15 protein-coding genes are annotated in these 21,038 nt (G+C 66.0%); 7 read left to right on the top strand and 8 right to left on the bottom strand.

The window, feature by feature from the left end; genetic code table 11:
- The first annotated feature begins 123 nt into the window (after positions 1 to 123).
- A complete protein-coding gene (locus tag JNO53_RS09055) occupies positions 124 to 2,631 on the top strand; it encodes an ABC transporter permease (RefSeq protein ID WP_203109954.1) in 2,508 nt (835 codons plus the stop codon).
- 103 nt (positions 2,632 to 2,734) lie between these two features.
- On the opposite strand, the gene JNO53_RS09050 is transcribed toward JNO53_RS09055, so the two are convergent.
- Entirely contained in the window at positions 2,735 to 5,401 is a 2,667-nt protein-coding gene (locus tag JNO53_RS09050; RefSeq protein WP_203109952.1) for a TonB-dependent receptor, read from the bottom strand.
- 235 nt (positions 5,402 to 5,636) lie between these two features.
- Here JNO53_RS09050 and JNO53_RS09045 point away from each other — a divergent pair, with 235 nt between their 5' ends.
- The 4 genes from JNO53_RS09045 to JNO53_RS09030 all read left to right on the top strand — a co-directional run bounded on the left by JNO53_RS09045 (position 5,637) and on the right by JNO53_RS09030 (position 10,923).
- Complete coding sequence (locus tag JNO53_RS09045) at positions 5,637 to 6,497, top strand: mechanosensitive ion channel family protein (protein ID WP_203109945.1); 861 nt, start codon at positions 5,637 to 5,639, stop codon at positions 6,495 to 6,497.
- Positions 6,498 to 6,674: 177 nt separating this feature from the next.
- Positions 6,675 to 8,495, top strand: a complete 1,821-nt coding sequence (gene typA, locus JNO53_RS09040) for a translational GTPase TypA (protein WP_203109939.1) — start codon at positions 6,675 to 6,677, stop codon at positions 8,493 to 8,495.
- Between the two features lie 216 nt (positions 8,496 to 8,711).
- Positions 8,712 to 10,190, top strand: coding sequence for a sodium/proline symporter PutP (putP, locus tag JNO53_RS09035; protein WP_203109933.1), 1,479 nt, complete (start codon positions 8,712 to 8,714; stop codon positions 10,188 to 10,190).
- 64 nt (positions 10,191 to 10,254) lie between these two features.
- A complete protein-coding gene (locus JNO53_RS09030; RefSeq protein ID WP_203109931.1) occupies positions 10,255 to 10,923 on the top strand; it encodes an extensin family protein in 669 nt (222 codons plus the stop codon).
- A 12-nt stretch (positions 10,924 to 10,935) separates the two neighbouring features.
- Here the strand turns inward: JNO53_RS09030 and JNO53_RS09025 are convergent, their stop codons facing one another.
- The 7 genes from JNO53_RS09025 to JNO53_RS08995 form a co-directional block, all read right to left on the bottom strand.
- The gene (locus JNO53_RS09025; protein WP_238401785.1) at positions 10,936 to 11,559 is read right to left on the bottom strand and encodes a response regulator transcription factor; all 624 of its coding nucleotides are present in this window, start codon (positions 11,557 to 11,559) and stop codon (positions 10,936 to 10,938) included.
- Positions 11,560 to 11,714: 155 nt separating this feature from the next.
- A complete protein-coding gene (locus JNO53_RS09020) occupies positions 11,715 to 12,464 on the bottom strand; it encodes a proteasome-type protease (protein ID WP_203109929.1) in 750 nt (249 codons plus the stop codon).
- Positions 12,461 to 13,282 carry a transglutaminase family protein gene (locus JNO53_RS09015; protein ID WP_203109927.1) on the bottom strand — a complete coding sequence of 274 codons (822 nt, stop codon included), beginning with the start codon at positions 13,280 to 13,282 and terminating at the stop codon, positions 12,461 to 12,463. The genes JNO53_RS09020 and JNO53_RS09015 overlap by 4 nt, the downstream gene beginning before the upstream one ends.
- A 3-nt stretch (positions 13,283 to 13,285) precedes the next feature.
- Complete coding sequence (locus JNO53_RS09010; protein ID WP_203109926.1) at positions 13,286 to 14,230, bottom strand: alpha-E domain-containing protein; 945 nt, start codon at positions 14,228 to 14,230, stop codon at positions 13,286 to 13,288.
- A 16-nt stretch (positions 14,231 to 14,246) separates the two neighbouring features.
- A complete protein-coding gene (locus tag JNO53_RS09005; protein WP_203109924.1) occupies positions 14,247 to 15,674 on the bottom strand; it encodes a circularly permuted type 2 ATP-grasp protein in 1,428 nt (475 codons plus the stop codon).
- A gap of 71 nt (positions 15,675 to 15,745) precedes the next feature.
- Positions 15,746 to 16,519 (bottom strand): esterase/lipase family protein, encoded by a 774-nt coding sequence (locus JNO53_RS09000; RefSeq protein ID WP_203109916.1) that lies wholly within the window; start codon positions 16,517 to 16,519, stop codon positions 15,746 to 15,748.
- Positions 16,520 to 16,591: 72 nt separating this feature from the next.
- Positions 16,592 to 17,134, bottom strand: coding sequence for a DUF3617 domain-containing protein (locus tag JNO53_RS08995; RefSeq protein WP_203109914.1), 543 nt, complete (start codon positions 17,132 to 17,134; stop codon positions 16,592 to 16,594).
- Between the two features lie 102 nt (positions 17,135 to 17,236).
- On the opposite strand from JNO53_RS08995, the gene uvrB reads away from it, so the two are divergent.
- Positions 17,237 to 19,423, top strand: coding sequence for an excinuclease ABC subunit UvrB (gene uvrB / locus JNO53_RS08990; RefSeq protein ID WP_203109912.1), 2,187 nt, complete (start codon positions 17,237 to 17,239; stop codon positions 19,421 to 19,423).
- A 116-nt stretch (positions 19,424 to 19,539) separates the two neighbouring features.
- Entirely contained in the window at positions 19,540 to 21,036 is a 1,497-nt protein-coding gene (locus JNO53_RS08985; protein ID WP_203109910.1) for a S10 family peptidase, read from the top strand.
- Positions 21,037 to 21,038: the final 2 nt, after the last annotated feature.

The following is a 21,038-nucleotide window of genomic DNA, read 5'->3' as shown; positions in this document are numbered from 1 at the left end:
AGTCTCTCCTCGGGATGAGCGGATTGTGAACTACCCCGCTCATCCTGAGGAGCGGCGGAGGAGCCGCGAAGCGGCGTCTCGAAGCGGCGTCTCGAAGGACGCATTCTGGACGCGGGCCGCGAAATGAGGTGGTCCACGGCCTGGCGGATCGCGCGGCGCGATCTCAATGCGCGGTTCAAGGGACTGCGGCTGCTGCTCGTGTGCCTGTTCCTCGGCACAGGAGCGCTCGCGGCGATCGGAACGCTCACGGGGGCGATCGAGGGCGAACTGGCCGACCGGGGGCAGGTGCTGCTCGGGGGAGATCTCGAGATCGAGGTCTGGCAGCGCGACCTGCTGCCGGAGGAGAAGGCGGCGCTCGCGGAATACGGCCGCATATCGGGCGGCACGCGGCTGCAGGCCATGGCGACCGCGGGCGACAACGCCGCGCCGGTCGAACTCAAGGCCGTCGACGACGCATGGCCGCTCTACGGCACGCTGACGCTGGCCGACGGCCGCACCGTAGGCGCTCCCGCGCCGGGCGAGGCATGGCTCGCGCAGGGCGCTATCGACCGGCTCGGGATCGAAATCGGCGAGCGCTTCCGCATCGGCACGCAGGAATTGACCGCCGCTGGCGTCATCGCCGACGAACCCGACCGGCTCTCCGAAGGCTTTCAGCTCGGCCCGACGGTGATCGTCGACGTCGCCCTGCCCCACCGCGCGGGCCTGATCGCGCCGGGCGCGATGTATCAGAGCAAGTACCGGGTCGCTTTCGAGCCGGACCGGGATCCCGAAGCGGTGGAAGAGGCGCTGACGGAGCGCTTTCCCGAAGCCGGCTTCGACTTCCGCACGCGCGACCGCGCTTCGCCCGGCGCGGACCGTTTCGTCGGGCGCATGGGCGAGTTCCTCACGCTGGTCGGTCTCGCCGCGCTGGTCATCGCCGGGATCGGCATCGGCGGCGGCGTGACCTCCTATCTCGAAGCGCGCCGGACCAGCATCGCTACGCTCAAGGTGCTCGGTGCCACGAGCGGCGACATCGCGCGCATTTACGCGCTGCAGATCGCGGCTGCGGCGGTGGTCGGCAGCGTGCTCGGGCTTGCCGCGGGGCTGCTGGTCACGCCCCTGCTCTCCGCCGCGCTGCAGGACCTGCTGCCGGTCGAGGGCGGCTTCGTCTTCGCGCCGGGCGCTCTGCTGCTCGCGGCCGGTTACGGGCTGCTGGTCGCGCTGGTCTTCGCCGCGACGCCGCTGCTGCGCGCGCGCCGTTTTCCGGCCATGGCGCTGATGCGCGCCCGGGTGGCGCCGCTGATGCGCGACCGCACCGCGCTGGGCTGGGTGCTCGGCGGGCTGGCGGGGATCGTGGCGCTCGTCCTGCTGACTTCGCGCCAGCCCGATCTGGCGGCCCTGTTTCTTCTCGGCGCGGCGGCGACGCTGGGGCTGCTGGCCCTGCTCGGCCACGGCATCCGCTACGCGGCCGCGCGGCTGCCCCGTCCTGCGAGCCCATTGCTGCGCAATGCGATCGCCAATCTCCACCGCCCCGGTTCCTCGACCGGCGCGCTGGTGACGGCGCTCGGCTTCGGCCTCTCCGCCTTCGTGCTCCTGGCCGGCATTCAGACCGCGATCGGCGGCAATATCGAGCGGCGCGTGCCGCAGCAGGCGCCCGACTACTTCGTGCTCGACATTCCCCGCGATCGCGTGGCGGCGTTCGAGACGCTGATACGCGACGATCAGCCGGACGCGGAAATTCGCACGGTACCCGCCCTGCGCGGCGCGGTCCTCGCCTATGGGCCGAGAGACGCCATGACGCGCGTTGCGGACCTCGAGGAGATTCCCGACGGTGCCTGGGGCCTGCGCGGCGAACGAGGGCTGACTTACGCCGACAGGGTGCCGCCCGGCAACGCCGTGGTCGAAGGCGAGTGGTGGGGTCCGATGTGGGCCGGCGAACCGCTGGTCTCGGTCGACGAGGAACTGGCGGCCGCAGCCGGCATCGAGGTCGGCGACTACATCACCGTCGGCGTGCTGGGGGTGGAGCGCACCGCGCGGGTCGCCAACCTGCGGCGCATCGACTGGGAGAGCATGGGCTTCAACTACGTCTTCGTGTTCAGCCCCAATGTGCTCGCCGACGCGCCGCACAATCTCGCCGCGACGATCGACCTTCCCGAAGGCGCGCCGACAGGACCCCTGCTCCGCCGGCTGGTCCGCGAGTTTCCCTCGAGCTCGGTGATCGAGGTCGGACAGATCCTGACCGAAGCGCGCACGATCCTCGGCCAGGTCGGGCTCGCGACGTTCGCCGCCGCCTCGGTCGCGGTGCTCGCCGGGCTCGCCGTACTGATCGGCGCCATCGCCGCCGCCCGCGCCGCCCGGACTTACGACACCGTGATCCTGCGCGTGCTCGGCGCGAGCCGGCGGCAGGTACTCGTCATGCAACTGGCCGAATACGGCCTCCTCGCCTCGGCCCTCGCCGCGGTCGCTTTCGCGCTCGGCAGCGCGCTCGCCTGGCTCGTGATCACCCAGCTCTTCGAATTCGACTGGCTACCCGACTGGAGTGCCATGCTGGCGGTGCTGGGCGCCGGACTTGCAGTGGTCCTGATCTTCGCCCTGGCAGGCTCGCTGCCGCTCCTCAGAGCCAAGCCCGCGCAGGCGCTGCGAGCGCTCTAGGCCCGCTCAGCGAAGCCGAGCCCGCTCCCATCTCCTCCCCCGGCCCGATAAAAGAAAAGGGGAGCCGAAGCCCCCCTTCCCCTTTTCGCAATGCCAGCCCGCCTCAGAAGCGGAACTTGACCGTGCCGCCATACGTGCGCGGCTGGTTCGGATAGCTCGAGATCGAACCTGCCTGCGCCACGGAATCGAACAGCGAGAGCAGATAGCGGTCGTTGAGCAGATTGCGGCCCCACAGCGTGAACTCCAGCCCCATGTCCATCGCGTAGGTGATCGAGGCGTTCACGTCGTCCACCTGGCGGCGGAACGGCCGGGCCGCGGCCATCGCCGCTTCCTGATCGCCGTCGTAATAGCCCGGCAGGCCCTGCGAGATCTGCGTGTCGGACTCGTAGTGGTAGTCGCCGCGGACGATCAGGCGATCGCCATTGGCATTGATCTCCTTGTCCCACTGCGCGCCGAACGTCGCCGAAAGCTCGGGCACGCCCGCCACCTGGAAGCCCGACAGGTCGCCGATCGAGCTGTTGGTGAAGCTGTTGTACTTCGCATCGAGGTAGGTGAAAGCGACGTTGAGCGACAACGAGTCGGTCGGACGAACGAGACCGTCGAACTCGACACCGAAGGTCTCCTGCTCGCCCGCGTTCGCCAGCGCGAAGCCGGTGCCGGTGAAGATGTTCGACTGGAAGCCGTCGATCGTCTGCTGGAACACCGTCAGGTTCGCCGACGCATAACGCCAGTTGCCCTTGATGCCGAGCTCGTAGACCGTCGATTCCTCCGGCCCCGCGAAGCGCGAACCGGTGGTGAGGTTCGGCGTGATCAGCCCGGCCTGGCCGAGCGCCGGAATGTCGCTCGCCAGCGGACGGCTGTCGCGCGACAGGTTGAAGCTGCTCGCCTTGAAGCCGGTCGCGTAAGACGCATAGACGTTCAGCGTCGGCGTCAGGTCGTAGGCCAGCCGCGCGGTATAGCTCCAGTCGCTGTCGTTCGTCTTGCCGTCCTCGACCGAGTTGGGCAGGTTCAGGAACGGCGGCAGGAACTGCAGCGGGCGTAGCGCCAGCAGCGGGTTCACCGCCGGGTTTGCCGCGTTCGCCTCGGCGTAGGCCTGGACACCCGACTGAACCGCTGCGAAGCCGGCCGGGTTGGCGCCGGCGAATGCACCGATCTCCGCGGCAGTGGCCGGACGCCCGAGACCGAGCAGGCCGCCCACCTGCGTCGCTAGCCCCTGCTGGAAGATCGCCGTCTGGCCGATGTCCTGCAGGTCGAGGCCGGAGAACACGTCGCTCGAGGTGACGTTGGTGGTGATCGCCTTCTTGTCCTTGGTGTAGTTCGCACCCAGCGTCAGTGTCAGGCCGTCGACAATGTCGATGTCCACCTGGCCGAACAGGCTGTAGGCTTCGTTGTCGAGCCCGTAGGCCTCGTCGAGACCCTGACCGGGCAGGAAAAACTGCCCGATGTAGTTCTCGCCGGTCAGGCCGCTGATCGTGGCTTCGACCAGATCGACATTGAAGGCATTCCCGCTCGCCCCGCGGATCAGCAGGTCGGCGTAAGGGCGGAAGTCTTCGCCGAAAAAGATCTCGCTCTTCTGATCGACCTTCTCGTCGAAGTAGTAGCCTCCGACGAGGAAGCCGATGCGGTCGCCGATCTCACCCGAGACGCGCAGTTCCTGGGTGAACGTCTCGAGCCCGATATCGTCGAACTTGCGGCCGATCAGGTCCGCGCTGGTGAAGTCCGAATCCTGGTTGGTGATCGCATGCGATTCGCGGTAGCTGGTGATCGAGGTCAGCGTGACCGCGCCCAACTCGTAATCGACCTGGCCGGAGATGCCCCAGTTCTCGATGTCGTTGGTCGAATCGAAGTTCGAATAGACGATCCCATCGTAGATCTGCTCGGGCGTGTTGACCTCGCCGCCCACCGCACGAACCGCAGCGGTCGCGGCCGAGGGCTGGACGTTGATCACGCCGCAGCAGATCTCGTCGATCTTGTCGTAGTCGCCGATCAGGCGGACGGAGAGCGGACCGCCGTTCTCGAACAGCGCCTGCCCGCGCACGAACCAGCGGTCGCGGTCATTGGTGCGATTGCCCGTGCCGAGATCGCGCAGATAGCCGTCGCGCTTGTTGATGCCCGCCGCCAGGCTCATCGCGATGCTGTCGGTCACCGGACCGGTGATCAGCGCCTTGCCGACCATCGCGTCGAAGTTGCCGTAGGACGCCTCGACCGAGCCGCCGAAGTCGAACTCCGGCTTCTTGGTGACGATAGAGATCACGCCGGCGCTGGCGTTCTTGCCGAACAGGGTCGACTGCGGCCCGCGCAGGACCTCGACCCGCTGCACGTCGGGCAGGTCGGAGATCTGCGCGGCGGTGCGGCTGCGGTAGACGCCGTCGACGAACACGCCGACCGACGGCTCGATGCCGGCGTTGTTCGCGCCGTTGCCGAAGCCGCGGATGATGAAGTTGGTGTTGGCCGAGCTCTGCAGCGTGGTCACGCGCAGGCTGGGGACGAGGCTCGACAGGTCCTGGATGTCGCGGATCTGCGCCCGCTCGATCGTCTCGGCGGTCGTCACGCTCACCGCGACCGGCACGTCCTGCAGCGTCTGCTCGCGCTTGGTCGCCGTGACGACGATCGTGTTGCCCGTGGCGCTGTCGGCCTGCTGCTCGAAACTGTCCTGATCGCCGTTGGGCTCGGCCGGATCGACCGCCGCCTGCGCGAAGGCCGATGTCGGAAGAGCGATGCCGGCGACGCCTGCGAGCAGCGCCGTGCGAACGGAAGCGGTGAAACGCATGAATGTCCTCTCCAATGGTGAAACTGCGACCTGCCGGGATTCGGGGCCGCGATCCCTTCTCTCGTGATTAGGTTCCGGAAAGAAACCTCTCAAGTTCTTGTGACTTTTTCGCTTCACCGACGCAAGCGCTGTGCCTTTCGAGTCACAGTGGGCCGGGCCAGCCACGACGTGCACGCCCAGCAGGAGCCGCTCGGCGGGTTGATCGCCGCCGCGACCAAACCTAACGATGCGCCCTATGGATTTCGATTTGACCGATCTCGCCATCGTCTGGGGCGCGCGGGTGCTCTCGGCCGGACTCATCCTGGCGGCGGGCCTGTGGTTCGCATTCTTCCTGTCGCGGGTCGTCAGGCGACAGGCGCTCAATCATCCGCACATCGATTCCACGCTGGGAACCTTCCTGTCACTGGTGATCCGCTACGCGGTCATTGCGCTGGTGCTGATCGTCGTCCTGCAGCAGTTCGGGGTGCAGACGACCAGCCTCGTCGCGGTGCTCGGCGCGGGGGCGCTGGCGATCGGGCTGGCTCTTCAGGGCACGCTCGGCAATGTCGCTGCGGGCATCATCCTCGCGCTGATGCGCCCTTACCGGATCGGAGAGTTCGTCGAGATCAACGGCCAGGAAGGCAAAGTCACCAATCTCGACCTGCTGTTCACCGAGCTCGAAACGCTAGACGACCGGCGGATATTCATCCCCAACGGTCAGGCGCTCGCCAATCCGATCGTCAATTTCACCACCATGGGCCGCCGCCGCTGCATCATCGTCGTCGGCATCGGTTACGAGGACGACATCGACAAGGCGATCGAGGTGCTGCGCGAGGTCATGGGCGACGATCCGCGCACCCTGCAGGACCCGCCGCTCTGGTTCGGGACGGAAAGCCTCGGCGAGTTCTCGGTCGACATCTCCGCGCGCGCCTGGATCGCGACCGACGACTACCTGCAGTACCGCGCCGACATGCTCCACCGGATCAAGGAAGCATTCGACGCCGAGGGGATCGAGATCCCCTATCCCCACTCGGTCGAGATCAGCAAGGGCGAGATCGAACTGCGCATGCCGCCGATCAAACCGCGTGTGCATCCGGGGGCGGCGGCGAACGAATAGGCGCCGGCGAGCGCCGTGATCATTTCAAATCGGCGGCATGCCTATGCCGACGAATATCTTGCCGCATTGCAGCATATCCGCTAGGGCGCGCGCCACCTTGGGTCGGGCTCGCGGAGTCCATTGGCCTCGCACACAACCAACGACCCGCACCGTACCTCATTCTTAAGGCTTCCGCCCATGTCCCGCGCCCTTCGCAACGTGGCCATCATCGCCCACGTCGACCACGGCAAGACCACGCTTGTCGATCAGCTTTTCCGCCAGTCCGGCACATTCCGTGAGAACCAGCGCGTCGAGGAACGCGTGATGGACTCCAACGATCTGGAACGCGAGCGCGGGATCACCATCCTCGCCAAGTGCACCAGCGTGGAATGGAACGGCACGCACATCAACATCGTCGACACGCCCGGCCACGCCGATTTCGGCGCCGAGGTCGAACGCATCCTCTCCATGGTCGACGGGGTGATCCTGCTGGTCGACAGCGCCGAGGGCGCAATGCCGCAGACCAAATTCGTCACCGGCAAGGCGCTCGCGCTCGGCCTGCGCCCGATCGTGGTGGTCAACAAGATCGACCGGCCCGACGGCCGCCCGCAGGAAGTGCTCGACGAGGTGTTCGACCTCTTCGTCAGCCTCGATGCCAACGACGAGCAGCTCGACTTCCCGGTGCTCTACGCCAGCGGCCGCGACGGCTATGCGAGCAACGATCAGGAGGCGCGTTCGGGCACGCTCGACCCGCTGTTCGAGCGGATCGTCAACCACGTCCCCACCCCCGGTCTGGACGAGAACGGCCCGTTCACCTTCCTCGCTACACTGCTCGACCGCGACAACTTCATGGGCCGCGTACTCACCGGCCGGGTCCAGTCGGGCACGGTCAACGTCAACGATCCGATCCACGCCCTCGACATGGACGGCAACGTGATCGAAACCGGCCGCGCGACCAAGCTGCTCGCCTTCCGCGGGCTCGAACGCGTGCCGGTCGACAGCGCGCGCGCCGGCGACATCATCGCGCTTGCCGGGCTGGAGAAGGCGACCGTTTCCAACACCATCGCCGACCCGGCGGTGAAGGCGCCGATCGCGGCCCAGCCGATCGATCCGCCGACGCTGGCGATGCGCTTCTCTGTCAACGACAGCCCGCTCGCCGGGCGCGAGGGGAGCAAGGTCACCAGCCGCATGATCCGCGACCGTCTGCTGCGCGAGGCGGAAAGCAACGTCGCGATCCGCGTGACCGAGAGCGCCGACAAGGACAGCTTCGAAGTCGCCGGCCGCGGCGAGCTTCAGCTCGGCGTGCTGATCGAGACGATGCGGCGCGAGGGTTTCGAGCTCGGCATCAGCCGCCCGCGCGTGCTGTTCCGCGAGGAAGGCGGCCAGCGGCAGGAACCTTACGAGACGGTCGTGATCGACGTGGACGATGAATATTCGGGCACCGTCGTCGAGAAGATGCAGCGCCGTAAGGCGGACCTCGTCGAAATGCGTCCCTCGGGCCTCGGCAAGACGCGCGTGACCTTTTCCGCCCCGAGCCGCGGTCTGATCGGCTATCACGGCGAGTTCCTGTCGGACACGCGCGGCACCGGGATCATGAACCGCCTGTTCGAGAAGTACGACGCCTACAAGGGCCCGATCGAGGGCCGGATCAACGGCGTGCTGATCTCCAACTGCGCGGGCGAGGCCGTCGGCTATGCGCTCAACGCGCTGGAAGAGCGCGGCGAGTTGTTCATCTCGCCCCAGGCCAAGGTCTACGAAGGCATGATCATCGGCGAGAACGCCAAGCCCGACGATCTCGAGGTCAATCCGCTCAAGTCGAAGCAGCTTACGAACTTCCGCTCGAGCGGCAAGGACGATGCGATCCGCCTCACCCCCCCGCGCCGGATGAGTCTGGAACAGGCGATCGCCTATATCGACGACGACGAGATGGTCGAAGTGACGCCGACGAGCATTCGTTTCCGCAAGGCGATCCTCGACCCGCACGAGCGCAAGAAGGCCAAGCGCAAGGCCGAAGCGTAAGACGCAAGCCGCCGAGGCGTGGCGAATACCCTGCCTGCCGAGCAAAACGGTAGCGGACCATCGCCACGCCCGGAAACGCACGCTCGGCGCAGTATCCTTGCAGCAGCCCTTGTCGCGGCGAAATAATGCTCGGCCAGCATGGCTCGAGCAGCGAATTCGTTGCGAATTTCCGCGCGCCGGTGGTCATCGCCACGCAACCTTGTTACCCCGCTGCCCATGCAGACGGGAACAATCATTTCACTCGCCCTCTATTTCATCCTCATGCTCGCGATCGGGCTCTATGCCTGGCGGAAATCGACCGAAACGTCGGAAGGTTACCTGCTAGGGGGACGACAGCTCCATCCGGCGGTCGCCGCACTTAGCGCAGGCGCTTCGGACATGTCGGGCTGGCTGCTGCTCGGCCTTCCCGGCGCGCTTTACGTGGCCGGACTGGTCGAGGCGTGGATCGGCATCGGCCTGTTCATCGGTGCGCTGGTCAACTGGATCGTCGTCGCACCGCGGCTGCGCCAGCAGACGATCGACTACGGCAATGCGCTGACTATCCCGCAATTTCTCGCCAACCGCTTTCCGGACAAGGCGATCACGCTGCGGGTCATCTCCGCTGTCATCATCGTCGTGTTCTTCACCGTCTACACCGCGGCCGGCCTCGTCGGCGGCGGCAAGCTGTTCGCGACGAGCTTCGCCGGCGCGTTCGGTGACATGGGGATGAGCGACTACACGTTCGGCGTCTGGCTGACCGCCGGCGTGGTGCTCGCCTACACGATGGTCGGCGGCTTCCTCGCGGTCAGCCTGACGGACTTCGTGCAGGGCCTGATCATGATGGTCGCGCTGATCCTGATGCCGCTGGTGGTGATGTTCGGCCCGGGCGGCAGCGCGGGGCAGTCACTGACCCTCGTGCAACCGGGCTTTCTCGACATCGGTTACGGCCTCACCTTCATAGGTTTCCTCTCCGCAGTGACGTGGGGTCTCGGCTACTTCGGTCAGCCGCACATCATCGTCCGCTTCATGGCGATCCGCAGCAAGGAAGACGTCGCCGTCGCGAGGAACATCGGGATGGGCTGGATGCTCGTGTGCCTGCTCGGCGCGCTCGGCATCGGCCTCGCGGGCCGCGCCTACATGGTGCGCAACGGCCTCGCCATCGACGATCCGGAGACGATCTTCATCGTGCTCGCCAACCTGTTGTTCCACCCGCTGATCACGGGCTTCCTGCTGGCGGCGCTGCTGGCGGCAATCATGAGCACGATCAGTTCGCAGCTCCTCGTGTCGTCGAGTTCGCTGACGGAGGATTTCTACCGGCTGTTCCTGCGCAAGAACGCCAGCGAACGCGAGATCGTCAACATTGGTCGCCTCGCCGTGCTGCTGGTGTCCATCGCTGCGATCATTCTCGCTTCGGATCCCGAAAGCCAGGTCCTTGGCCTCGTCTCCAACGCCTGGGCCGGCTTCGGTGCGGCATTCGGGCCGCTGATCGTGCTCTCGCTGACCTGGAATCGGATGACGGGCACGGGTGCCGCGGCCGGACTCGTCACCGGCGCGGTGGTGGTGATCGCGTGGATCGCGCTCGGCTGGAACACGAGCTTCCTCGGCGGAGAAGGCGTTTACGAGATCATCCCGGGCTTCATCGCATCGTGGCTGGCGATCTGGGGCGTGAGCCTCGCAACCGCCTCCTCCGTGCCGCGTCCCCTATCGGCGAACTGATCGGCGGCGGCGTGCGCATGCGGGCAAGGCTGGATTAACCATCGGGGCGGCAAGGATTTCGGCAATGCGGCGCGCGATCCTTTCCTGCCTTGCCCTGGTGGCACTCGGCGCTTGCCAGGTCCTGCCCGAAAGCCGCAGTCCGCAGCGGCCGCGCGAGCCGTCGAGCGGAGCGGTTGTGTCTCCAAGCCCCGCGGCGCGGCAATGCCTGGCCGATCTCGGCGCGACCGGGGCCGGCTTCAGTCCGCTGCCCGACCGCTATGCCGGCCAGGGCTGCTCGCTGCTCAACACTGTGGATCTCACCCGGTTGCCGGGCGATCGCGGCATGTTCTCCGTCACCAACCTTGGTCCGGTCGCCTGCCCGACCGCGACGGCATTCACGGGCTGGGTCCGCTACGGCGTCGACCGCGCCGCGCGCATATATCTCGGCAGCCCCATCGTGCAGGTCGAGACGATGGGCAGCTATGCTTGCCGCAACGTCGCCGGCAGTTCGCGGCGCTCCGCCCACTCCCAGGCCCAGGCGATCGACGTTGCGGCCTTCATCCTCGCCGATGGCCGCAGGGTGAGCGTGCTCGACGATTGGGACGAGGGAACGTCTGCCGAGCGGGAGTTCCTGCGCATCGTCCAGCGCAGCGCCTGCAAACGGTTCGAGACCGTCCTCGGCCCCGAATACAACGCCGCGCATCGCAATCACTTCCATCTCGAGCGCGGCGGCGACGGCGGGTTCTGCCGCTGACCGCAGGCGCGGTCACTTTCTGGCATCGAGCCGTATCCGCACCGCATCCGCCGGATGCCGCGCCCCAAGCTTGGCCATCATGTTCGCGCGGTGAATCTCCACCGTGCGCGGACTGATCCCAAGCTCGCGGGCGATGGCCTTGTTACTCAAGCCCTCGGTCAGCAGATCGAGCACCTCGCGCTCGCGCCCGGTAAGCGCGGCGATATGGCGGCGCGCTTCGGCAAGCCGCCGCTGGGAGGCGACGTGATCCGGTGCTTCGATCGCCGCCCGGTCGATCGCCTCGCTCAACGCTTCGCGCGTCAGGGGCAAGTCGAGATAGTCGAGCGCCCCGCCCCGAACGGCAGCGACGACCCGGCTCGTTGCCGGCGCCGCCGCGGTCGCGATCACCGGCAGCCAGACGGATTGCCGGACCAGATAACGTACACTCTTCGCAATGCCGCCCCACCGATCGCAATCGCTGACCAGCAGCAGCCCGCGGTCGGGCTGGTCATCGGCCACCTCGTCGATCGCGGTATAGATTTCCACGTGATGGCCAAGCGCGGCGGCGACCTGCGTGATCTGCGCGCGCAGGTCGTCTTCGGGTTCGACGATGTGAATGATCTGCTGCCCGCCCATGCCGCGCAGCGATGCACCCAAGCAGCGCTTCTTACGGCATCACAGTCGCTCTGTTTTCAAGATTTTAGCTAGCTGCGATCCCCTATGCCCGGCGCTCGACACGCGGCATGTCGCGCATCCAGCTTTGGTCCGGAATGGATGTATCAGCTACGTGCTGCCCCGATCCGCAGGAGCGCCTATTCGTCGCCCGTATAGAAGCTGTAGTCCGGCAGGGCGTGGAACGCCTTGCGCAGCTCGTTCCCCCAGCTCGAGGAGATCGCCTCGAAATAAGGGTCGTCATGCGTGATGCGGCGCGCGTGCGTCGGCTCGAAACCGTCGCGGGCGATCACCAGCAGATCGAGCGGCAGGCCGACCGAGAGGTTGGCCTTGAGAGTCGAATCGAACGAAACCATCAGCAGCTTCACCGCGTCCTCGAAACTCATCGTGCGGTCGTAGCCGCGGATCAGGATGGGGCGGCCGTACTTCGTCTCGCCGATCTGGAAGAAAGGCGTGTCGAAGCTCGCCTCGATGAAGTTGCCCTCGGGATAGACCAGGAACAGGCGCGGCTCCATGCCCTTGATCTGTCCCGCGAGGATGATCGAGGCGGTGAAGCGGCCCCGCCCCCGATCCGCGTTCGCCTCCTGCCGTTCCTCGATCGTCGCGCGCAGCAGACGCCCAATCTCGGTCGCGACCTGGAACATGGTCGGCGCCTCGAGCAGCGAATTGTGCCGTTCCTCCGGAATCTTGGTGCGTTGCTCGAGATAGCTGATGACCGCCTGCGTCGTCGCGAGATTGCCAGCGGTCATCACCGCGAGCATCCGCTCGCCCGGTTTGTGCCAGTGGAACATCTTCCGGAATACCGAGATGTTGTCGACGCCCGAATTGGTGCGTGTGTCGCTCATCAGGACGAGGCCCTTGTCGAGCACCATTCCGACGCAATAGGTCATTGCTGCTGTTCCATCTGCTGCTGTTCGACGGCCACATCGACGTGGAGGTCCTCGCTGGCAACCCCGAAGCTGACGCCGGTGACCGGGGCAGCATCACGGTAGTCGCGGCCAGTGGCTACGCGGACGTAGCGCGCATCGGGACTGATCCCGTTGGAGATGTCGAACCCGACCCAGCCGAGCTCGTCGACGTGCGCCTCGGCCCAGGCGTGGGTCGCTTCCTGATCGATCCGGTCGTTCATCATCAGGTAGCCGCTGACGTAACGCGCAGGAATGTCGTGCAGGCGAGCCGCGCCGATGAATATCTGCGCGTGATCCTGACACACGCCGCAGCCAGCGCCTGCCGCTTCCTCGGCGGTCGTCGTCACCCCGGTCGATCCGGCGCGGTACTCGACCATATCGCGGATGCGCTGGGAGAGAGCGTGCAGGAAATCGAGCTTCTCGTCAGGCTTGCACTCGATGTCGCGTAGCAAGGCGCGCACCTTCGCTCCCGGGCGTGTCAGCGGAGTCTGTGCGAGGAAGCTCCAAAGCGGCAGATGGCCCGAATGGTGGCCGATAACGCCGGCCTGGTCCCAGGTATCGACGATGCCACTGCAACCGACGACGACTTCCCGCGCCCCCTGCTCGATGGAAATCAGAGTCACCGCGTTGCAATGCTGGTCTTCGTACGTGAGCTCCTCGCAAGCGTTCTCGTACTCCATGTTCCAGGACGAGACCGCCTGCCCCTGGGTCGCCTTGGGCGTCATGCGCAGCCGCTGTAGCGCATGAACCACCGGTTCAGCGAAGACGTAGCGGGTTCGATGGCGGATCGAGAGGCGCATCGGTCAGCTCAGAAACCGGTAATCGTCGGCGATCGCATCGGCGATCGCGCGGTTGCAGGTGATGAATTCGAGCAGGAAGTCGTGCAGGCCCGTCTCGAAGATGTTTTCGATCGTGAGGTCGGCGATCCGCGTGGCGCTCTCCCGCATCAGGGCATTGCTCTCCCCCTCCGCGCCGTGAAGCCGCGCCAGCGCCGCCAGCTCCTCGCGCAGGGCGGAATGGCAGAAAGCGACGCTGCGTGGGAAACGGTCGTCGAGCACGAGAAATTCGACGATCCCCCGCGCGTCGATCTGTCCGGCATTGAGCCACCGGAACGCACGGTCGCCCGAGACCGAGCGAAGCACCTGATCCCATTGCCCCGTATCGAGGCTCGACCCGACGTACGACAGCGACGGCAGCAACAGATAGTACTTCATGTCGAGAATACGCGCGACGCAGTCGGCCCGTTCGACGAAAGTGCCGGCACGCGCGAAATGGAACCCTTCGTTGCGCAGCATCGAGCCATTCATCGCGCCATGAACCGCGGTGCCCGCGCGGCGGATGATCTGCACTGCCTCGCCCACGCTACCCTGCGCCACCGGCCGGGCGAGGAGCCCGGAAATCTCCATCCAGCTCTCGTTGATCGCTTCCCACAACTCTCCGCTGATCGCGTTGCGCGCCGCGCGCGCATTGGTCCGCACCGCACCGATCAGGGCGAGCACGCTCATCGCGTTGTCGGGGTCGCGCAGGAGGTAGTTCCAGACCTGGTGCCCTGTGTAGGTGCCGTGCTTGATCTCGTATCCGGCACGCTGCCCGAACGCCTCGACGACGGAGCGCCACTCCTCTTCGGCGGTGGCGACGTCGCGGGTGAGCGCCATGTGGAAGCCCGCCTCGAGCAGACGAGCCGTGTTTTCCGCCCGCTCCAGGTAGCGGAACATCCAGAACAGGCCATGCGCGGTGCGGCCTAGCAAGGCAGGATCCTCCGCATCAGTCCTTGAGCACCCAGGTGTCTTTGGTGCCCCCGCCCTGGCTCGAATTGACCACCAGAGAACCCTTGCGCATCGCGACCCGGCTGAGGCCGCCGGGGACGATGTCGATCCCTTCTGGCGAAACGAGCACGAACGGTCTGAGGTCGACATGCCGCGGGGCGAGGCCGCGCCGGGTGAAGATCGGGCATGTGGAAAGCGAAAGCGTCGGCTGCGCGATATAGTTCTGCGGCTTCGCCTTCAGCTTGCGGCGGAAGGCCGCCAGTTCGCGCTTCGAGGCCGCCGGACCCACCAGCATGCCGTAGCCGCCCGAACCATGGACTTCCTTGACCACCAGTTCATCGAGATTGTCGAGCACGTAGGCGAGCCCGTCGCGGTCGGCGCACCGCCAGGTCTGGACGTTGGGCAGCAGCGGCTTCTCGCCGGTGTAGAACTCCACGATTTCCGGCATGAAGCTGTAGATCGCCTTGTCGTCGGCCACGCCGGTCCCGGGGGCATTGGCAATGGTGATCCCGCCGGCCCGATAGACGTCCATGATGCCCGGCACCCCCAGCACGCTGTCGGGATTGAAGGTCAGCGGGTCGAGGAAATCGTCGTCCACCCTGCGGTAGAGGACATCGATCGGTTCGTACCCGCGCGTCGTGCGCATGGCGACCCGGCCGCCTGTCACCCGCAGATCGCTGCCCTCGACCAGTTCGGCGCCCATCTGATCGGCGAGGAAGGCGTGCTCGAAATAAGCGCTGTTATGGATCCCGGGCGTGAGCACCGCGACGGTCGGCTTGCCCTCCGTCGCCGCGGGTGCGCAGGCCGCGAGGCTCTTCGCCAGCCGCCGCGGATAGTCCGACACCGTGCGGACCGGCACGCGCGTGAAAAGCTCGGGAAACATCGCCATCATGGTTTCCCGGTTCTGCAGCATATAGCTGACACCCGAAGGAGTGCGCGCGTTGTCCTCCAGCACGAAGAACTCGTCCGGCCCGGTGCGCACGAGATCGATGCCAACGACATGAGTGTAGATCTCGCCGGGCGGCGTGAACCCAACCATGTTCTGCAGCCAGGCAGAATTGTCGCGCAGCAACCTCTCTGGCAGCAGCCCCGCACGGACGATTTCCTGCCGGTGGTAGAGGTCGTGAATGAAGGCGTTGATCGCACACACGCGCTGCTCGATGCCCCGCGTCAGCCGGCGCCATTCGTCCGCGGTGATAATGCGCGGCACCATGTCGAACGGGATTAGCCGCTCTTCCGCCTCATGCTCGCCATAGACGTTGAAGGTGATGCCCGTGCGGCGGAACGCGATCTCCGCTTCGCGATGCTTGCGCGAAAGGAAAGCGGAGTCCTGCTGATCGAACCAGTGGCGGTATTCTTTGTAGGCGGGCCGGACCGTCCCATCGCCGGTTCGCATTTCGTCGAATCTGCCGTCCGCCTCGTACATGAACCTCCTGGATCGCTATCCGGTGCGGTTCACGTCCCACGACAGGCCGCCCCCATCGTGTAGGAAAAGGTTCAGTCGGCTTCGAGTTCCCGCAGGACGGCCTGAATGGCCTGGGGCGAGGAGGTGAAGCCCAGATGGGTGCAGCGCAGCGCCACGGCCCGGTCACGCTCGCTATCGCGGCCGCGCGCGCTGCGCGGGCTGACGATGCCGTCGCGGGCGCTCCACAACGCGATGGTCGGCACCGGCGGCTTCTCGCGCAGGTTGGCGTCGATCGGCGGCTGATCGACCCGGTGGCCTGTGACGAACTGGTAGGCGCGCCAGGCATTGTTGGCCCGCGGATTGCCCGAAAAGGGGGAGCCCATGGTGATCACTTTCGCCACCCGCTCCGGATGACGCTTGGCGATTTCGCGGGCGAAGAGGCCGCCCAGGCTCCAGCCGACCAGATAGACCTCGCGGCCATAGCGCTCGTGCACTTCGATCAGCCGCCGTTCGAGATACTGGACGTTCTCTTCCGTCGGCCCGAAGTTGAAACCCAGGCCCCAGCGTTTCACCTTGTGCCCCGCCTGTTCGAGCAGCCGCGCCATGTAGCGCATGCGAACCGGGTGCGTCGCGAAACCCGGCAGCAGCATGACGGTGCGGCAGGCAGCAGCGGCCGGGATATCGATCCGCCGGAACGGGCGGACGACCGGCTCGGCAAGATGCGACAGCTCGCCGATCAGATACCGGAACTTGGGCCCGCCGTTCGCCTCTGGATCCGCCTCGCGCGCAAGCTCCCAGCGCAGCGCCAGTTCCTCCCGCGTTGTGGGGAGTTGTGCGAACGAAGAAGGGGCCGGTAGCGTTGCCATCAAAATGCAACTTATGCTCATTTGGCTAACGCTGGCTGAACGGCGCCGTTCCCCGTGCGGTTTTACCTTCGATCAGGGGCAGTCGCCGATCCGTTCCGACACGACCTCCATCGTCATGCGCATCTCGCCGCCCGGAATCGCACCCGATTGCTGGCTCATGGCCATTCGCATGCGGCTCCGTTCTTCCTCGACGGTACCGTCGATCGTCATCTCCGCATCGACCCCGCTCGGCCCGTTGCAGGTGAGCGCCGCGTCGAGATCGTTACCAGCCGCCTCGAAGCGGGAGAACGTGCAGGTAATACCGTCCTGCCCTTCCCCCAGGCGTTTGACCACCCGCCGGAAACCTTCCTCGGCCTCGGCTTCGGTCAGGCATTGGGTCCGCTGCTCCCCCTGAAGGCCGGCCGCCATGTCGCGCATCCGGGCTGCCTGTTCCGGAGGAATGCCGGGAATCTCGAATTCGATGACTTCGGCGCTGCTGCGGTAGAGCCCCGGGAGCGGCTTCACCAACTCGTCGGCTGCTTCGATGACCTCCTCGGCCGTCTTCGACTGATCGGGCTCGCTGCCGCACGCGGCAAGCGCAAGCGCGCAGCCGGTAACCATGACCAATGCACGCATTCGATCGCTCCTTGCTGGGTCCCCGTTGCACGCTAGCTATCAACCGACGCGCAGCCTGCCAAGCGCTTGCCGTCCGCCCCGCGCTCGCCCATATCCCGGGCCATGGCCGAACTCGTCATTCGCAGAGGACTGGAAGAGCCCGACACCTCGGGAGGTTTCACACCGCACAAGCCGCAACGACCTGAAAAGAGCATGGGCGGCCGCAGGTTCGAGCTGGTGTCCGATTACCAGCCGTCTGGCGACCAGCCGACCGCCATCCGGGACCTGGTAGGGACCGCGAAGGAAGGGGAGCAGACGCAGGTTCTGCTCGGCGTCACCGGCTCCGGCAAGACCTTCACCATGGCAAAGGTGATCGAGGAACTGCAACGCCCGGCCCTGGTCCTCGCGCCGAACAAGATCCTCGCGGCCCAGCTCTATGGCGAGTTCAAGAGCTTCTTCCCGAACAACGCGGTCGAGTATTTCGTCAGCTATTACGACTACTACCAGCCCGAGGCCTACGTGCCCCGGAGCGACACCTACATCGAGAAGGAAAGCTCGGTGAACGAGGCGATCGACCGGATGCGCCACTCGGCCACCAGGGCGCTGCTGGAGCGCGACGACGTGATCATCGTCGCCTCGGTCTCGTGCCTCTACGGCATCGGCTCGGTCGAGACCTACTCGGCGATGATCTTCGACCTCAAGAAGGGGGAGATGCAGGACCAGCGCGAGATCATCCGCAAGCTCGTCGCGCTGCAGTACAAGCGCAACGACGCAGCCTTCGCCCGCGGCAACTTCCGCGTGCGGGGCGACAATCTCGAGATCTTCCCCAGCCACTACGAGGACATGGCCTGGCGGATCAGCTTCTTCGGCGACGAGATCGAGGAGATCAGCGAGTTCGACCCGCTCACCGGCACCAAGGGCGCCAGTCTCGACCGGGTGCGGGTCTACGCCAACTCGCACTACGTCACTCCCGGCCCGACGATGAAGCAGGCGATGGAGGCGATCCGCTTCGAGCTGCAGGAGCGGCTGAAGGAACTGCACGCCGAAGGCCGGCTGCTCGAAGCGCAGCGTCTGGAGCAGCGGACCAATTTCGACCTTGAAATGATCGCCGCCACCGGAAGCTGTGCGGGGATCGAGAACTACAGCCGCTTTCTGACCGGCCGTTTGCCCGGCGAACCGCCGCCGACGCTGTTCGAATACCTGCCCGACAACGCCCTGCTGTTCGTCGACGAGAGCCACCAGACCATCCCGCAGATCGGCGCGATGTCGAAGGGGGACCACCGGCGCAAGATCACCCTGGCCGAATACGGCTTCCGTCTGCCGAGCTGCATCGACAACCGCCCGCTGCGCTTCAACGAATGGGACGCCATGCGTCCGCAGACGTTTGCCGTCTCCGCCACGCCGGGCGACTGGGAGATGGAGCAGACCGGCGGCGTCTTTGCCGAGCAGGTGATCCGCCCCACCGGCCTGATCGATCCGCCGGTCGAAGTGCGCCCGGTGGAGGATCAGGTGCAGGACTGCATCGCCGAAGCCAAGGCGGTGGCGGCCAAAGGCTACCGTACGCTCGTGACCACGCTCACCAAGCGCATGGCCGAGGACCTTACGGAGTTCATGCACGAGCAGGGCGTCAAGGTGCGCTACATGCACTCGGATGTCGAAACGCTCGAACGTATCGAGCTGATCCGCGATCTGCGCCTCGGGGTCTACGACGTACTGATCGGCATCAACCTGCTGCGCGAGGGGCTCGACATCCCCGAATGCGGTCTCGTCTGCATTCTCGATGCCGACAAGGAAGGCTTCCTTCGTTCGGAGACCAGCCTGATCCAGACGATCGGCCGCGCCGCGCGCAATGTCGATGGCAAGGTTATTCTCTATGCCGACCGGATTACGGGTTCGATGGAGCGCGCGATGGCGGAAACCGAACGCCGACGGGAGAAGCAGCGCGCCTACAACGAGGAACACGGCATCACCCCCCAGACGATCCGCCGCCAGATCGCAGACATCGTCGCGCATACCGCAGCGCAGGACGGGGTGACGATCGATACCGGCGACGCGGAGCGCAACAACCTCGTCGGCCACAACCTGCGCGCTTACATCGAGGATCTCGAAAAGCGCATGCGCGAAGCAGCCGCCAACCTCGAGTTCGAAGAAGCCGGCCGCTTGCGCGACGAGATTCGGCGGCTGGAGAACGACGAACTCGGCCTGGCGGACGGCGAGAAGAAAGCGCCCCTCGTCGGCCGCAGCAACGAGGGTAAGCCGGGGACGCGGAAGCTGCGTTACGGCAAGACGCAGCGGAAGTGGGGACGGTAGCGCCCGCACGATTCGAAGGGGGGCAAAGGGTGGGAAGAGCGCTTGTTCGTCGAAGCCTGTCGATGATCCGTCGCGATTTATTGCATCTTCCGGGCCGGCTGCCCTAGTAGCCCCGCATGATTTTCCGGACCTTGCTTGCGGCAACCGCCGCGCTCGCCCTTTCCTCGCCCATCACCGCGCAGACGGATGAGGCCGAACCGGCCGCGAAGGCGGAGATAGCATACGAGGCGAATTCCGCTTCGGAGACGCTCAGCGGCACCTTCGGGGGGCGTTCGATCCGCTATACCGCGACGGTCGAGGAGCAGGTTCTCAAGGGGGAGGACGGCACGCCCAAGGCGGCCATCGTCACGACCTCTTATGTCGCCGAGCCGCGCGATCCTTCGCGGCCCGTGACGTTCCTGTTCAACGGAGGCCCTGGTTCCGGCTCGGTCTGGTTGCAGATGGGCGCGTTCGGGCCCAAGCGGGTCGCCATCCCTTCCGACGCGCGCGACGACGGCGCCCCGCCCTATCCCATCCTCGACAACCCCGATTCGCTGCTGGACGTAACCGATCTGGTCTTCATCGATCCGGTCGGAACCGGCTTCAGCCACACGATCGGGGACACCAAGGGCGAGGAATACTGGGGCGTTACCAAGGACGCCGAGTCGGTCGCCAAGGTCATCCGGATGTGGCTCAGCGAAAACGGCCGCTGGAACAGCCCCAAGTTTCTCGGCGGCGAAAGCTACGGCACGACGCGGTCCGCCGCGGTCGTTCACGAGCTCGAAGGCGCCTACAACGATGTCTCGCTCAACGGCGTAATCCTGATTTCCACCGTGCTCGACTTCGGGGCGGGCGCCGAGACCGAAGGTGCCGAGCTCGGCTACATCACCACGCTCCCCTCGATGGCCGCGACGGCGCTTTACCACGGCAAGGCCACCGCCCCGTCGGTCGAGCAGTTCGTCGAGGAGGCGCGCCAGTTCGCCATCGGCCCCTATGCCGCCTTCCTGCTCAAGGGTCAGAATGCGAGCGCTCAGGAGCGCACCGCCGTCCGCGCCGAGCTCGCGCGTTTCACCGGCCTGTCCGAAGAGTTCCTCGAGCAGGCGGACCTGCGCGTCTCCTCCGGCCGGTTCTACAAGGAACTGCTGCGCGACCGCGGCCTGACCGTCGGCCGTCTCGACAGCCGCTACACCGGCGTCGACTACGACAACGCGGGCGAACACCCCGACAACGACCCGAGCTTCTACGGCATCGACGGCGGCTATACCGCCGCGGTCAATCACTTCATGCGCGACACGCTGGGTTACGAGACCGAGCGCGACTACGTGACGATCGGTTATGTCGGGCCGTGGGACTGGCGGCTCGAGGGCGGACGCGACACGAACGCCTATCTCAACGTCGCCCCCTATCTCGGCAAGGCGATGCGCGAGAATTCCGGCATGCGCATTTTCGTCGGCCAGGGATGGTACGACTTCGCCACCCCGTTCTTCGCGGCCGAATATGCCCTAACCCGCACCGGCTTCCCGCAGGACCGGATCGAGTGGCAATATTACGACTCCGGCCACATGATGTATGTGCGCGACGAGGATCGGCGGAAGCTCTCGGAAGACGTCCGCGCCTTCATCCGCGCACGTTGACA

Origin of the sequence: Altererythrobacter sp. C41 (assembly GCF_016803135.1) — a bacterium.
Lineage (GTDB): Bacteria > Pseudomonadota > Alphaproteobacteria > Sphingomonadales > Sphingomonadaceae > Pelagerythrobacter.
The sequence above is the reverse complement of the archived record's forward strand: the minus strand, read 5'-3'. Positions and strand labels throughout refer to the sequence as shown.